17 protein-coding genes are annotated in these 14,799 nt (G+C 49.2%); 10 read left to right on the forward strand and 7 right to left on the reverse strand.

What is annotated here, in order from left to right; translation table 11 throughout:
- Positions 1-24 precede the first annotated feature (24 nt).
- Entirely contained in the window at positions 25-1,665 is a 1,641-nt protein-coding gene (locus QVE43_RS05960) for a mechanosensitive ion channel family protein (RefSeq protein ID WP_288005135.1), read from the reverse strand.
- A gap of 45 nt (positions 1,666-1,710) precedes the next feature.
- Positions 1,711-2,457: a trans-aconitate 2-methyltransferase gene (locus tag QVE43_RS05965; protein ID WP_038028856.1), complete on the reverse strand. Its 747-nt coding sequence runs from the start codon at positions 2,455-2,457 to the stop codon at positions 1,711-1,713.
- A 44-nt stretch (positions 2,458-2,501) separates the two neighbouring features.
- On the opposite strand from QVE43_RS05965, the gene QVE43_RS05970 reads away from it, so the two are divergent.
- Both QVE43_RS05970 and QVE43_RS05975 read left to right on the forward strand, forming a co-directional pair.
- A complete protein-coding gene (locus QVE43_RS05970) occupies positions 2,502-3,257 on the forward strand; it encodes an ABC transporter ATP-binding protein (protein ID WP_288005138.1) in 756 nt (251 codons plus the stop codon).
- A gap of 30 nt (positions 3,258-3,287) precedes the next feature.
- The gene (locus QVE43_RS05975; protein WP_288005140.1) at positions 3,288-4,094 is read left to right on the forward strand and encodes a thymidylate synthase; all 807 of its coding nucleotides are present in this window, start codon (positions 3,288-3,290) and stop codon (positions 4,092-4,094) included.
- Between the two features lie 40 nt (positions 4,095-4,134).
- Here the strand turns inward: QVE43_RS05975 and QVE43_RS05980 are convergent, their stop codons facing one another.
- Complete coding sequence (locus QVE43_RS05980) at positions 4,135-4,611, reverse strand: J domain-containing protein (RefSeq protein ID WP_288005142.1); 477 nt, start codon at positions 4,609-4,611, stop codon at positions 4,135-4,137.
- A 112-nt stretch (positions 4,612-4,723) separates the two neighbouring features.
- Between QVE43_RS05980 and QVE43_RS05985 the strand changes: the two genes are divergently transcribed.
- Entirely contained in the window at positions 4,724-5,623 is a 900-nt protein-coding gene (locus QVE43_RS05985; RefSeq protein WP_288005144.1) for an SDR family oxidoreductase, read from the forward strand.
- 81 nt (positions 5,624-5,704) lie between these two features.
- On the opposite strand, the gene QVE43_RS05990 is transcribed toward QVE43_RS05985, so the two are convergent.
- Together QVE43_RS05990 and QVE43_RS05995 are read right to left on the reverse strand one after the other, a co-directional pair.
- The gene (locus QVE43_RS05990) at positions 5,705-6,184 is read right to left on the reverse strand and encodes a Spy/CpxP family protein refolding chaperone (RefSeq protein ID WP_288005146.1); all 480 of its coding nucleotides are present in this window, start codon (positions 6,182-6,184) and stop codon (positions 5,705-5,707) included.
- A 78-nt stretch (positions 6,185-6,262) separates the two neighbouring features.
- A complete protein-coding gene (locus tag QVE43_RS05995) occupies positions 6,263-6,727 on the reverse strand; it encodes a hypothetical protein (protein ID WP_288005148.1) in 465 nt (154 codons plus the stop codon).
- Positions 6,728-6,876: 149 nt separating this feature from the next.
- Here QVE43_RS05995 and QVE43_RS06000 point away from each other — a divergent pair, with 149 nt between their 5' ends.
- The 3 genes from QVE43_RS06000 to QVE43_RS06010 all read left to right on the forward strand — a co-directional run bounded on the left by QVE43_RS06000 (position 6,877) and on the right by QVE43_RS06010 (position 8,931).
- Positions 6,877-8,121 (forward strand): metallophosphoesterase, encoded by a 1,245-nt coding sequence (locus tag QVE43_RS06000; protein WP_288005150.1) that lies wholly within the window; start codon positions 6,877-6,879, stop codon positions 8,119-8,121.
- Between the two features lie 77 nt (positions 8,122-8,198).
- Positions 8,199-8,516 carry a helix-turn-helix transcriptional regulator gene (locus tag QVE43_RS06005; protein ID WP_288005152.1) on the forward strand — a complete coding sequence of 106 codons (318 nt, stop codon included), beginning with the start codon at positions 8,199-8,201 and terminating at the stop codon, positions 8,514-8,516.
- A 19-nt stretch (positions 8,517-8,535) separates the two neighbouring features.
- Positions 8,536-8,931 (forward strand): rhodanese-like domain-containing protein, encoded by a 396-nt coding sequence (locus QVE43_RS06010; protein ID WP_288005154.1) that lies wholly within the window; start codon positions 8,536-8,538, stop codon positions 8,929-8,931.
- On the opposite strand, the gene QVE43_RS06015 is transcribed toward QVE43_RS06010, so the two are convergent.
- Together QVE43_RS06015 and QVE43_RS06020 are read right to left on the reverse strand one after the other, a co-directional pair.
- Complete coding sequence (locus tag QVE43_RS06015) at positions 8,928-10,244, reverse strand: PAS domain-containing sensor histidine kinase (protein WP_288005156.1); 1,317 nt, start codon at positions 10,242-10,244, stop codon at positions 8,928-8,930. The two genes, QVE43_RS06010 and QVE43_RS06015, sit on opposite strands and share 4 nt — an antisense overlap.
- Positions 10,234-11,616, reverse strand: a complete 1,383-nt coding sequence (locus tag QVE43_RS06020; protein WP_288005158.1) for a sigma-54 dependent transcriptional regulator — start codon at positions 11,614-11,616, stop codon at positions 10,234-10,236. The genes QVE43_RS06015 and QVE43_RS06020 overlap by 11 nt, the downstream gene beginning before the upstream one ends.
- A 35-nt stretch (positions 11,617-11,651) precedes the next feature.
- Here QVE43_RS06020 and QVE43_RS06025 point away from each other — a divergent pair, with 35 nt between their 5' ends.
- The 4 genes from QVE43_RS06025 to QVE43_RS06040 all read left to right on the forward strand — a co-directional run bounded on the left by QVE43_RS06025 (position 11,652) and on the right by QVE43_RS06040 (position 14,792).
- Positions 11,652-12,395: an ABC transporter ATP-binding protein gene (locus QVE43_RS06025; RefSeq protein ID WP_084147080.1), complete on the forward strand. Its 744-nt coding sequence runs from the start codon at positions 11,652-11,654 to the stop codon at positions 12,393-12,395.
- Positions 12,396-12,402: 7 nt separating this feature from the next.
- A complete protein-coding gene (locus QVE43_RS06030) occupies positions 12,403-12,825 on the forward strand; it encodes a hypothetical protein (RefSeq protein WP_288005165.1) in 423 nt (140 codons plus the stop codon).
- 145 nt (positions 12,826-12,970) lie between these two features.
- The gene (locus QVE43_RS06035; RefSeq protein WP_038028833.1) at positions 12,971-13,657 is read left to right on the forward strand and encodes a response regulator transcription factor; all 687 of its coding nucleotides are present in this window, start codon (positions 12,971-12,973) and stop codon (positions 13,655-13,657) included.
- Between the two features lie 46 nt (positions 13,658-13,703).
- Positions 13,704-14,792 (forward strand): cell wall metabolism sensor histidine kinase WalK, encoded by a 1,089-nt coding sequence (locus tag QVE43_RS06040; protein ID WP_288005168.1) that lies wholly within the window; start codon positions 13,704-13,706, stop codon positions 14,790-14,792.
- The last annotated feature ends 7 nt before the right edge of the window (positions 14,793-14,799 follow it).

A 14,799-nucleotide genomic window follows, 5' to 3' on the forward strand; every position in this document is an offset into this window, starting at 1 on the left:
GTAGCTGCTCTTTCTTTATGCTTTTTATCCTTTTTTATTTCCTGCCCCATTGTATCGCTCGGCAAAAAAGGCTTGTAGGCGTTTATGCAACTCGTTGGGGTCGGTTTCGTATTGTGGCGCCAAGCTGCCTTGCCCCGGGGCTTCTTCGATATGAATGGTTTGTGTGGGGAAGGCAAAGCGTACGCCCAATCTCGCTGCCAGGCGCAGCATGTCCAAAATCAACTCGTGACGTGCCCGCAGCTCATTGCCCCAATCGGGCACTTTAAAGAACACATAGAAAAGAATTTCAATGGCGCTGCTGCTCAGGTCATTGACATACACATGAAAATAATCTTTGCGCGTATCGGGATGGGCCGTTACCAGGTCGCGCAGGCCTTGCACATAGGCTTCCAGCAGCTCGGGCGGTGTATCATAAGTAACACTCAAACGAATCACAAAACGGCGGTAAATACGTGCCCCCATGTTATCAATAACCATGTCTGCCAGTTTACCATTGGGCACGGTAATCAACGAGTTGTAAAAAGTGCGAATACGGGTAGAACGGAAGCCTACCTCTTCCACCGTGCCGTCTATTTTGTCGGCTACAATCCAGTCGCCAATCTGGAAGGGTTTATCCACAAAGATGGTAAATGAGCCAAACAGGTTTTTGATGGTGTCTTGGGCAGCCAATGCCACAGCCAAACCACTGATGGAAAGCCCGGTGAGCACCGCCGCTATATTGAAGCGCAGCACATTCATGACAGCCACCCCAATGGCCACCCACACCAGCACTTTCAAAGTGCGCTCTACCAAAGGCACCAGTTGGTCGTCCAGCTTCGATTCGGTTTTGTCTGCAAAACGGCGCATGTAGATGCTCAGAAAATCGACCGCCCGGATGAGTATAAAGCCAACAAAGACGGCAATGGATATGCGCACGCCCAGGATTAAAAACTTGCTCAATCCAATAGGCAGCTGCAGAATCGGGATAAGCAGTTTCAACAAATGAAAGATCAAAAAAAGACTTACCGGACGTGCCGTAGGCAGCAACAACTGCTGTGCAAGTGTTTTTTTGCGCCAGCGGATAATCAGGCGCAAAAGCACCTTTCGTATGATGAAAACAAAGATTTTGTGCAGGACAAAAGCCAAAACAAGCAATAAAGCCAGTCCCAACCACTGCCAGTAGCTCAATCCTAAAAAGCGGCTGCCTGCCTGCCGGGGCATCAACACAAGCAAGCGGTCTATGCCAAAAGGATAGGTTTCGCGATGCAGTTGGGGTATTTTCTTTACGGTCTTGGCAGAATACAACCACTTCTTCCCCTTCTTTATCACATACACGTCGGGCAGCTCTTCGGGAAAGGGCACATAGCGGTGCTCCCCTGTCAGCGAATCGGCGTAGTTCGGATCATTGGGAATAGCCTCTAAATCGACATACAAACCGCGGCCGTCGTAAATCTGAATAAGCTGAATTACCAAGCGGCGTTTTTGCTCGGGCGACAAGCCGGCGGCATCGAGCGTCTGCGCCGCTTTGTCCGGGTCGTAATTATCGGGCTGCAGATACTCGAGATGGGTGCGTATGGTTTCAAACGGGCTAAAAAGGCGGAGACTGTCTTCCTGTGCCTGTGCGCCCTTATATTCGCTAAGGATAATGACCGCAAGAAGGACAAGAAGGCGAAATGGTTTTTTCATTGCTTTTTTGTACAAAATTAAGAAGGCACCTTTGTTTATCCCAAATTATTTGCGGGCAATTAGTACAATATAAGGTGAAAACCACCGGGTTTTTATGGGGATGAGCTTGGCGAGTACCTTTCCGCCCAGCCAAAGCCCTTTGACCATGGCACGCACATACCATGGTTTGGGGGGCTGTTTTTCGAGCCACACGCTAAACACCTTATAGTAGTCGCAATGCAACACACTTAAGCCCACGGCTTCGGCAGCGGCACGCAAATGCGCTTTCGACATGCACGGGATATAGTGCTTATCGTAATTTTCACGGTCAAATGTCTTTTGTACCCACCCGTTGAGCCCTCGAAAATTGGGGACGGCTACCATCAAGTGCCCCCCGGGTGCAAGAAACTTGACATGCTGCTGCAAGATATGAGCCGTATCGGAAAAATGCTCCACCAAGCCCACCGAAAACACCAACTCATAAAGGCGGGCAGGTGTATGTTCAAACAAATCGGCGTGGATAATCTCTACATCATCGAGCGATAAACCATTGCGCTGCCACAGGTCTTGCATCAACGGGCGATCTATGAAGTAGTCGAGCAAAGCCACCTCTGCCACCTGCATGTGTTTTTTTAAATAGAGCGCATAGAAACCGGGGAACCCGCCCAACTCCAAAGCAGAACGAAACGGCGCTGAACGGTATATTTTTTGAAACACGTCGCCAAAAATGTAGTTTTGTTCTATGGCTTTGTAGAGCACCGGATGCTGCAACCAGTAGTCACGCCAGAAATCCTTTCCGGTAAGCTTTTCCATAAGCTTGGATTATTTCGTATTTTTTCAACACAAAGCGCAATCTAATGATAGAAATCCGGAATATAAAAAAGAGCTTTGGCTCAAAAGAAGTGCTCAAAGGCATCAGCGGGCGCTTCGAGAAAGGGCGCTGCAACCTCATCATTGGCGCCAGCGGCACCGGCAAAAGTGTGCTGCTCAAATGCATTGTGGGGCTGATTCAGCCCGATGAAGGCGAAGTGCTTTTCAACGGAAAAAACTTTTGGGAAGCCTCCAAAGAAGAGAAGCTTGCCATCCGGCAGGAAATAGGTATGCTTTTTCAAGGGGGCGCCTTGTTTGACTCCATGACCGTAGAGCAAAACGTCATGTTTCCGCTGAATATGCTCACCAACATGCCTTTGAGCGAAAAGCGCGACCGCGTGTTTGAGTGCCTGCGGCGTGTAGGGCTTGAAGATGCCGCCCATAAGATGCCTTCGGAAATAAGCGGGGGCATGAAAAAACGCGTGGGCATTGCCCGCGCCATCGTCATGAATTCCAAATATCTGTTTTGCGACGAGCCCAACTCGGGGCTTGACCCCCTCACCTCCATCAAAATAGATGCCCTGATTAAAGAGCTGACCGAAGAGTATGACACCACCACCATTGTGGTAACGCACGACATGAACTCCGTGCTTGAAATTGGCGATTACATTATGTTTCTGTACCGGGGGCACAAGTTGTGGGAAGGCAACAAAGAAAGCATTATCGATGCGGAAGTACCCGAACTGCAGGAGTTTGTCTTTGCCAACAAAATTTTGCGCTCAATGAAAAAGCATTTACATTAGCGGGCTGTATCAAGTCAAAAAAGAGTTGTCATGTCGAAAAATGAACAACAATATTTAAACCTGCTGAAGCACATTCTGCAGAACGGAACCAAAAAAGAAGACCGCACCGGCACCGGCACACTCAGTGTGTTCGGCTATCAGATGCGTTTCGACCTGCGGGAAGGTTTTCCCCTGCTTACCACCAAAAAAGTACACTTCAAGTCTATTGTGCACGAGCTGCTGTGGTTCATCAAAGGCGACACCAACGTGCGCTACCTGCAAGAAAATGGTGTTACCATTTGGGATGAATGGGCAGATGAAGCCGGCAACCTGGGACCTGTTTACGGCAAGCAATGGCGCAGCTGGGGCACTGCTGACGGGCAAAGCATAGACCAGCTCAAGCAGGTGATTGAAGACATACGGCGCACCCCGCATTCGCGCCGTCTGCTGGTGAGCGCCTGGAATGTGGGCGAACTGCCGCAAATGGCACTGGCACCTTGTCATGTGCTCTTTCAGTTCTATGTAGCCGACGGCAAGCTCTCTTGTCAGTTATATCAGCGCTCGGCAGATACCTTCCTGGGGGTGCCGTTCAATATTGCCTCCTATGCCCTGCTTACCATGATGATAGCACAAGTGTGCGGTTTGGAAGCCCATGAGTTCATATGGACGGGCGGCGATGTGCATCTTTATTTGAATCACCTGGAGCAGGCACGCCTTCAGTTGTCGCGCACACCACGCCCCTTGCCGCGTGTGCGTCTCAATCCTGAAATAAAAGACATCGATGCCTTCCGCTACGAAGACATCGAGCTGATAGGCTACGATCCACATCCGGCAATCAAAGCGCCGGTAAGCGTATAGCATAGCAACGCGGCAAGGTACAAGACTGCTTGCCGCGCTTTTATTTTACTTTGTGTTTTTTCTCGAAGTAAGTGTAGGCTTCGTTGAGCTTGCGGCATACCTCTTCGGCTATTTGCCGCTTTTTTTCATCTTGATAAAAGCGGTCCGGATGATATTGTTTCATCAGCTTTTTGTATGCCTTGCGTATGTCTTCGAAAGAAGCGCCGGGCTGCAACTCCAAATAAGCGTAATAACGCGCCTCTACGCTTTTCGTGGCGGTGTTCTTTGTGAATGAAGACTGTTTGTAATCGTTTTGTTGATAGGAATATTGTTGATAAAACTGCTCGTAGCGCTTTTGTTGATATTGCTGATAGCGCGCATACTTCTCCTCAAACTCTTCGAAGGGGTCTTTGCGCTTGTATTGTTGTTGGCGCCCGGCGGTGTCTTCTTCCTCCCCAAAAAGCAAGTCATCCAAGTCCTTGTCGAGGGCGTCTATCATGTGCGACATAAAAATTTTCCAAAACTTATCGGCAAGCATACTTTATTAGGTTTTTTGTGTATTTTAGAGCAAGTATTCGGGCAAAGGTTTGCAATTAAAACAACTATTTTAACGGTGTAATTTCATCAAACAATTAAAATTATAGAAAATTATGGCATTGTACACACAACCTATGTTGCCTGAAGGCAGCATGAAAGACCGCGTGATAGTAGTAACAGGCGGCGGTACCGGCCTGGGGCGCTCCATGACAAAATATTTTTTACAATTAGGCGCTCACTGCGTCATCACCAGCCGTAAGCTGGAGGTGTTGCAAGAAACAGCCAAAGAGCTGGAAAAAGAAACCGGCGGCAAAGTGCTGGCTGTAGCCTGCGATGTGCGCGACTACGAGTCGGTGGAAAATATGCTCAAGCAAGCAGTGAAACATTTCGGCAAAGTAGATGGCTTGGTAAATAACGCAGCGGGTAACTTCATTTCGCCTACCGAGCGTTTGTCGCACCGGGCATTCGACACCATCGTAGATATCGTATTGCGGGGCAGCTATTACTGCACCTTGGCGTTTGGCAAGTACTGGATAAAAGAGCAAATACCGGCTACGGTGCTCAATATAGTCACTACCTATGCATGGACCGGCTCGGCATATGTGGTACCTTCGGCTTGTGCCAAAGCGGGCGTGTTGGCAATGACGCGTTCACTGGCTGTGGAATGGGCAAAATACAAGATACGTATGAACGCCATTGCGCCCGGTCCGTTCCCCACCGAAGGAGCATGGAGCCGCTTGTTCCCGCCGGCATTGGCAGAGACAGAACTGGGACAAAAGCTCAAGCCTGAAAATAAAATACCGGTAGGGCGTGTAGGCGAACACCAAGAGCTGGCAAACCTGGCAGCCTATTTGATGTCCGACTTCTCTGCTTATATAAACGGCGAAGTGGTCACCATCGACGGCGGCGAATGGCTCAAAGGTGCCGGTGAGTTCAATATGCTGGATGCCGTACCACAAGAAATGTGGGATATGCTCGAACAGATGGTGAAAGCCAAAAAAGGAAGCAAATAAACCGGATAGGCATAAAGCAAAAACGGGCGCCATTCTGCGGAAGGTGCCCGTTTTTGTGTGCTTGGCCGTTTTTTTAGTCTTCTATTTTAATTTCTTCCTCTTCCCCTCCTCTACCGGCTTGCCTCTTTTTCTCTCACCGCGACGGTGCTTGCGTACTTCTTTGCGTTTTTCCACGCGCTCATGATGTTTTTCTTTTCTCTCTTCTATCGACCGGTCATACTTTTCGCGCTGCTCCTCGCTCAGCTCTGCGCGTATAGCTTCCTCTCTTTCTTTTTGCACTTCTTTCAATGCCTCATGGTGTGCTTTCATTTTTTCACGCATGGCTTCGTGCTCTTTTCGCAATTCTTCCAGCTGCTTTTCAGCTTTCAGGTTAATGTCGTACACCTGTTGGTACTGCTCATCGCTGAGGGCAAGCTTTTCTTTCATGCGGTCGGTTACTGCCTTGGCGCGTTCTTCGGGTGTTTTATGTTCTTTTTGCGGTGGCTTGGGCGCCTCTTGTGCAAATACAGACAAGCTAAAACACATAGCTGCCAACAACATCCATACTTTTGTCAGTTTCATAGTACTTTCTATTTTTGGTTTACATGCTATTGGAGCCCTTCAAAGCTCAAAGGTTTAAAGCGCCATTGAAAAAATAGCTCACTCTCTCATCTCCGTTTCTTTCATCTTTTGTTGCATGAGCCGGTCTCTCAGACGAAGCAGCGCCTGTTCTGCTTGCAAAATTTGCGATACCAGTTCGTTGATGGCTTGTTCTTTTTGCAGACGTTCTTCAAGCCATTGATTCGTTTGCTCGAAAATCTCTTTTTGAATCGCTTCCATCTGCTCCCGCAGTTCCTCCATCTTTTGATGCAGCTCCTGAGCCTTTTTTTGATATGCGGCGTCTTTTTGTGCAAGCTCTGCTTGAATTAGTTGCATCTGCCTGTGAAGGTTTTCGAGATGCAATTCAAGTTTGGCCGTTTCTTGTTGAACCCGGGCTTCTTCTTTTTGTAAGGCAGCGGTTGCCTCTTCTTGCCCGCTGTTCTGCGGATTTTTCTCTTGAGCAAAGCCATTGCCCACGTAGCCGCAGAAGAACAACATAAACGAAATCAGGAAAATTGCTCGCATGGTAACCTTATATTTGATTCTTCTATCAAGTTACTTTTTTCCAAGCAGATAAGCAACCTATTTTGCTTTTATTCATTCAAAATAAACCTCCTTGCTTTTTGATGTGTTGTTATGAAGGTTTTTCCCTTTAACAAAACTAAAAAGTATAGATGCAACAGGGTAGAATTATCTTTCTTGTGGTACTCACCACTATTTTTTTGCTTTTAGATTGGTACGTATTTCAAGCCGTACGCACCGTATGGCACGACAGCCCTCCCACCACACGCCAACGCATTTATGCCCTTTATTGGTCTATTTCTGTATTTAGTGTGCTGAGCGTGCTTTCCTATAATTTTTTAGGCACCGAATGGGCTACGTGGAAAACACTTAGCATTGGCTTTACTTTCGTCTTTTTCGTATCGAAACTGCTGGTGGCCGTGGTGCTGCTCATCGACGACCTCGGACGTCTATTCCGGTGGACTGCCCAAGTGGCTGTTTCGCATGGCAGCAACACGCAAGGCATCAGTCGCAGCGAATTTTTGAGCCAAGCTGCTCTGGTTACGGCTGCAGTGCCCCTGGCCACCATGAGTTTTGGTATTTTATCGGGCGCACATGATTATCGCGTACGCCGCCAACAAATATACCTTCCCAACCTTCCCAAAAAGTTCGATGGTATCCGTTTGCTCCAAATATCCGACATCCACAGTGGCAGTTTTTTCAACAAACGCGCCGTGCAGGGCGGCATTGAAATGATACTCAACGAAAAGCCCGATATTATTTGCTTTACCGGCGACTTGGTGAACAACGAAACCAAAGAAGTCAACGATTACATACAGCTGTTTGAGAAGTTAAAAGCCCCCTTGGGCGTATATTCCACGCTGGGCAACCACGATTACGGGGACTACCGCGCATGGGCAAGCGCTGAAGACAAGCGCAAAAACTTCGAAGATATGTTGCTGGCACACCGCCGCCTTGGCTGGCGCTTGTTGCTCGACGAGCACCTGCCCATACAGGTAGAAGGCGAAGCCATTGCCCTCATAGGTGTGCAGAATTGGGGCACCGGGCGCTTTCCCAAGTATGGTAAACTGCACAAAGCCTATCAAGGCGCCGAAGAATATCCGGTAAAAATTTTGCTTTCGCACGACCCCAGCCATTGGGACGCTCAAATACGTCCTGAGTTCCCGGACATAGACCTCACCCTTGCCGGGCATACCCATGGCATGCAGTTTGGTATAGAAATTGGCGATTTTCGTTGGAGCCCGGCCAAGTATCGTTACAAACAATGGGCAGACCTTTACCGCGAAGGGCGGCAGTATTTATATGTCAACCGGGGCTTTGGCTACATAGGGTTCCCCGGGCGGGTGGGCATTCTTCCGGAAATCACGGTATTGGAGCTGCGCAGTGGGAGAGCCTAAAAAAAACGTAGCTTTGTTTTTACATGAACATATTTTCATTTAAATTTGTTGCTTAAATGAGTTGAATACAGAAGCATATGACAACGATGGAAGAAGTAAACCTGCAAGGTCTTAGTGCAGAAAAAATCGAGAAGGTAGCTTTCATATTGAAAGCCATTGCCCACCCCATGCGTTTAGGCATTGTAAAATTGTTGGCAGAGCATGAAGAACTATCGGTGTCTGCCATTTGTGAAATGATGGGCTCGGAGCAATCGCTCACTTCACATCATTTATCCAATATGAAGTTGAAGGGCATTCTTGAGTGTAAGCGTGAAGGGAAAAATATTCTTTACTCACTCAAGATGAAAGAAGTGCTGGGCGTACTGAAATGCATGAGCGGCTGCGATGCTTTATAAAATAAAACCCCCGATAAATATGAAAGCCTTTGCCGTTTCTATCACAAGCATTCTTTTCTTGTTGCTTACTGCCTGCTCCGGTTCTTCGCAATCGCAGGGCGTAAAAGACTTAGACGCCCAAGCTTTTGCCCAACAGCTAAAGAAAGAACCGGGCGTGGTGCTGGATGTGCGCACGCCCGAAGAGTATAGCGAAGGGCATTTACCCAATGCCCAATTGCTGAACTTCTATGACGATGATTTCCGTAGCAAGTTGCAACAGCTGGACAAAGACAAGACCTATTATGTTTATTGTCGCAGTGGGGGGCGAAGCAGTCGCGCCGTTGCTCTCATGAAAGAGCTTGGCTTCAAGAAGGTATATAACCTAAAAGGAGGCATCATGCAGTGGCAGGCGCAAAAGCTGCCGGTAGAGCGCTAAAAATCGATACGGATGCGTGTGCCCTTGCCCCATTCCGATTGCACACGCAAGCGCCAACCATGTGCCCTTACGATCTGTCGTGAAAGGCTCAGCCCTATGCCTGAGCCTTTTTTCTTGGTGGAAAAGAAAGGGACAAAAAGCCGCCTCATTGCCTCGGGGCTGATGCCCGTGCCATTGTCTTCTACTGCCAAATAGCGCTCGCCCTCTACGGCCGTCAATTGCAGCTTGCGCGCCCGTTCTGTTTCTGCCAAAGCATGCAAAGCATTTTTGCACAGATTGATAAGCACCTGCATGAGCAAGCCCCTGTCTGCCCACAGCTGCATATGGGCAGGCTCTACCCTTATTTCAATACTTGCCTGTATGGCTTCTGCCTCTTGTTGCATCAGCTGCGCCACTTCTTCAAACAACTGATGTACCTGCACCCAACGGCGGTTGGGCTCCGGCATCTTGGTTAAATTCCGGAACTCCTGCACAAAATGGATGAGGTCTTGGGCGCGGCGCTCCACCAAAGCCAATGCTTGTTGTATTTCGGCATGGTCTTCTGCCGTCAAAGCTTCGGCTTGCATCAGCTCGCGCACCGAAGACAATATGGAAGCAATGGGCGTTACCGAATTGCTGATTTCGTGCGTAAGCACCCTGGTCAGCTGTTGCCAGGCCATCATTTCTTTGTCTTCCATCAAATGCTGCAGGTTTTGAATACCTACGGCTATGAATGCTTCGCCCAATACTGCAAAGCGGCTCACTTTCGAAGCGAAACTCATCAAAGAATGGTCCATGGCTATTTCAAACAAACGCTCTTCGTGATGCGCAGCCTGCAGCACCCACTGCTTCCATGCTTCCCATGCCGGGGGCAGCTGCTGCACATGCCGTGCGGCCGGGGGCAGTTGCAACCAACGCATGGCAGCCGGATTGTGCCAGTAAATGCTGCCATCGGGGCGCAGCACCACAAGCCCCACCTCTATATTGGCAAGCAAAGTTTCTAAAAACAGCTGCCGTGCTTCTTGTTTTTCTTGTTGCTGTTGCAATGCCGCCATGCTTGCCAGCCAACGGTCATGGGCTTTCGCATAGTAGCGCTGAAAAGCAGCCGGCCGGCGCGGCTCACCTGCTTCCCATGCATCGAAAAGCAGCCACCATCTGCGCTCGATACGCCCCAAAACACGCCACATATGCACCAAAGCCACCATAGCAAGCAGCATAAGCAACAAGGCTGTCAGTGGGCGCCCCTGTTCATAGCTCCACGTGCTTGTGCCCACAAACACACATGCCAGCACCGCATACACAAACAATTGCCGGTAGGGAGATTTAAAGTCCATATTTTTCCATACGTCTATATAAGGCGGCACGTGTGATGCCCAATTCTTTTGCGGCGCGGCTCACATTGCCCTGATGCTTCTTCAAAGCCCGCTCAATAGCTTGGCGTTCCAAGGCTTCCAAGTTCAAAGGCAAATCGCCGGGCAAAGCAGCAGGCGCCGCGGCCTTTTGCAGGAAGGCGAAATCGCTGCTGTCCAAGCTGCTTTTATCTGCCATGATAACAGCCCGCTCGATGGCATGCTCCAGCTCTCTGATGTTGCCGGGCCAGTGATACGCCGTTAATGTCTTAAGTGCTTCGGCAGAAAACTGCTTTACTTCTTTTCTATACTTTTGGGCGAAGCGCTTGAGAAAGTGGTCTGCCAAAAGGGGAATATCCTCATTGCGCTCACGCAGGGGGGGCAAGTAAATCTCCACGGTATTGATACGATAAAGCAAGTCTTGGCGGAAGCTGCCTTCCCGGACCATATCATGCAAAGGCATATTGGTAGCACAAATCAGGCGTACGTCTATGTTTATCCAGTCATTGCTACCAAGCCGGCGAATGCGCCTGTCTTGCAGCACGGTCAACAACTTGGCTTGCAGCGACAGGGGCAAGTTGCCAATTTCATCTAAAAAGAGCGTGCCGCCATGCGCCAGCTCCATCTGCCCTATACGGTCCTGCTTGGCATCGGTAAAAGCGCCTTTTTTGTGCCCAAACAGCTCACTCTCAAAGAGCGTTTCGCTTACGGCGCCCATGTCCACACTGATGAAAGGCTTGGCTGCGCGCTTCGACCTGCGGTGAATCATCTTAGCCACCAGCTGTTTACCGGTGCCGTTTTCGCCCAAAATCAACACATTGGCATCGGTGGCAGCCACCTTGTCAATAAGCAGACGCACCTTTTGCATGGGGGCGCTCTCACCCAGCATTTCCACGTCTGCCCGGTTGATAAGGTCTGTGAGTTGCTCGTTTTTGCGTTCCAGCTGCTCCACTTGACGGTAAGAATCGCGCAACTTAAGCGCTGCCTGCACGGTAGCAATCAGTTTTTCATTTTCCCATGGCTTCAGCACAAAATCAGTGGCACCGGCTTTCAAAGCCTGCACAGCCGTATCCACATCGCCATAGGCAGTAATCATAATCACTACGGCATGCGGATCTATCTCCAATATCTTAGACAACCACTCAAAGCCTTCTTTCCCCGAAGTGGTGTCTTCGCGAAAATTCATATCCAACAAAATAAGGTCAAAAGCATGCTGCGACACCAAGAAAGGGATGCGGCGCGGATCCTGCTCGGTGCTCACCTCCCACCCTTGCCTTTTGAGCAGCATTTTCACTGCCCATAGCACATCCTCGTCGTCATCCACAATCAGTATTTTCTTTTTTGCTGCTTGTGCCATATCTTGCATATTTGAGCGTAAGCCTCTTCTTGCGAATGTACAAATTTTATAAACTATTTGACAGGTCTTCATTTCGACAGCCCACCACTGCCGACGAGCTCTACCCTATTCAACTGAAAGACGTGCACAAATATTATGACTCGGGCGGCATACAAACACCCGCTTTGCGTGGGCTCAACCTGCGCATAGACCACGGCGATTTTCTGGCGGTCATGGGACCTTCGGGCTGTGGAAAAACCACCTTGCTCAATATGCTGGGCTTGATAGACGTGCCCTCGTCCGGCAGTATATACTGGGGACAGCAGCCGGCGCCGGCTACCGAAAAGGGACGTACCACGCTGCGCCGCGACTACATAGGCATGGTGTTTCAGCAATTCAATCTGGTGGAAGAGCTGAATGTGTATGAAAACATCATGCTGCCGCTGCGCTATAAAAAGCAAAAAGCGACTTTCGACCCTGCTGAGCTCAAAGAATGGATGCAGCGGCTGCGCCTGTGGCACCGGCGCCATGCCTACCCTTACGAGCTTTCCGGCGGACAACAGCAAAAAGTAGCACTGCTGCGTGCTTTGGCAAGCCGCCCTTCTCTGCTGCTTGCCGACGAGCCCACCGGTAATTTAGACAGTACCGAAAGTGTGCAGGTCATGCAGCTGATGCAAGAGTTGCATCGAGCCCAACGCCTCACTATTGTGATGGTTACCCATGCCGAGCAATGGGCACACTATACCCAACGCATCGTGTATATGCTGGATGGAAAAATTATTGGCGAAAAACAAACATAGGGAACCCATGCAAACAGTTTTCCGGAGCGAACACAGCTGTATAAAAATAGATGCTTCCAAAGGATTGATTACGGTAGAATGGTGGGGCTTTGCCCCTTCAAAAGAGCACCGGCAGGTGTGGAATGAAAGTGTGCGTCTGGCAAAAGAGCAGGCACTAAAACGCTGGCTCATTGACTTGCAAGATGCCGCCTTGCAGACAGTCGAAGAAATCCGCTGGACCTACGAAGAGTGGTATCCGCAAGCCATTGCCGGCATCCCCTTCCCCTTTCGCGTGGCTATTCTGCCATTCCGGAATGCTTTCGGCGAGCTAAGTTTACGTGTACAGCTCAATAAGAAAGTACCGGAGCGCGGCTTGTCGCTTCCCCCCATTCGCTATTTCCAAGACGAAGAAGAAGCCCTGCAGTGGCTATTTGAAGACATAGTACATTGATTTCCGCGCACTTAGCCATGGCGGCCGTAAGGGGGCGTAAAGAAATCATTACCAAAGAGTTAAAATTTTGTCAATCAAACACTTGTCACTTATCATTTGATTAAAAAAACTTAATTTTACCACAAAACAAAAACACACATACACTATGAGCACAAGCCCTTACAAGGTGTTAGTAGTTGACGATGAACGGGATATTGTTGATTTATTGAGCTATAACTTAAAAAAGGAAGGCTACGAAGTAAGAACGGCCTTCGACGGACAAGAAGCGGTAGAAGTAGCCCGGCAGTTTCGTCCCGACCTCATCATCATGGATATCATGATGCCCAAGATGGATGGCGTAGAAGCCGGAAGACGCATCAAAGAAGAAAACGAAGACACCTACTTGCTCTATCTTACAGCCCGCAGCGAAGAGTATTCCGAAATAGCAGCCTTTGGCATTGGCGCCGACGATTACCAAACCAAACCCATACGCATACGGGCGCTCATGTCACGTATTGCCACCGTATTGAAGCGGGAAACCAAGCGTAGCCGTGAGTTTCAGGGCAACCGCATAGAAATTGGTGACCTTGTCATTGACCGCGATAAGTATTTGGTTAGCTTGCGCGGCCAGGACATGGAACTCCCCCGCAAAGAGTTTGAATTGCTTTTCTTTTTGGCACAACACCCCGACAAGGTATTTAGCCGCGAAGAGCTGCTGCAGAACATATGGGGCGATGATGTGTTCATTCTCACCCGCACCGTAGATGTGCATGTACGCAAAATACGCGAGAAAATCGGCGACAACTATATTAAGACAGTCAAGGGCGTGGGCTATAAGTTTTCCATAGAGTAAAAAAAAAAGCCAAAAGTAGTTTTGAACTGTTAAGACCATAAATCCTATGCTTCGTTCACCCAAACGATGGGCTGTGTTCATATCGGCATGTATTGCCGGCCTTACGACCCTTTTTGTCTCGCTGTTTCCTGAAAGCCACCCCTGGTTGCTTGTTACGTGCTTCGGCATTGCCTTTGCGGCCGGTGTCATACTCAACACTTTGGCTTTGGAGTTGCTCATCTTTCGCGAAGTGAATCAACTGTACACCTCACTCAACAAAATCAAAAAGAAAGACTTTAAGCTTGCCAAGCGACAATTGGCTACCATATCGGGACCGCTGCAAGACCTGCACAAAGAGATATATAGCTATGCAGCCAAGAAACAAAAGGAAATTGACGACCTGGTAAAGTTGGAAGCCTTCCGGCGCGAGTTCATTGCTGACATATCACACGAGCTCAAAACCCCTATTTTCGCCGCACAAGGTTACATACAAACCCTGCTGGATGGCGCCATTGACGATGAAGAAGTGCGCTATGTGTTTCTGGAAAGGGCAAACAAAAGCCTCGAAGGACTCGAGCACCTGGTCCAAGACCTGCTCATGCTCTCGCAGATGGAAACAGGTGTCATTCAAATGAATTTTCAAGAAGTGGACCTGCACCGCATCTGTGCGGATGTGTTCGAACAACTGCAAAATAAAGCAGCAGCACGTGCCATCGAGCTGAAGCTGGAGTCGCCCGGACAATGCAAGGCATGGGCTGACCCACAGCGTATCCGGCAGGTTTTTGTAAACCTGGTAGAGAACGGCATTAAATATGGTAAAGAAGGCGGCTTTGTGCGTGTGCGTTTGCAGCCAAGCAAAGACTTTTGCCGGGTGGTCATTGAAGACAACGGCGTGGGCATTCCCAAAAAGCACCTGCACCGCATATTTGAGCGCTTCTATCGTGTAGAAAAAAGCCGTTCGAAAGAGAGCGGCGGCAGTGGGCTGGGGCTTGCCATCGTCAAGCAAATCATCTTGGCGCACCACAGCGAAATAGAAGTAAAAAGCAAAGTAGATGAAGGCACCCGTTTCAGCTTTTATCTTTCTACTCATGCGAAAGCCCTGCCTGCTTTACAGACTTCAACCACACAAAGCCAAAGCATGGAAGCAGGCAATTAGCTGCAAA

The organism is Thermonema sp., assembly GCF_026003375.1.
Taxonomy (GTDB): Bacteria; Bacteroidota; Bacteroidia; order Cytophagales; family Thermonemataceae; genus Thermonema; species Thermonema rossianum.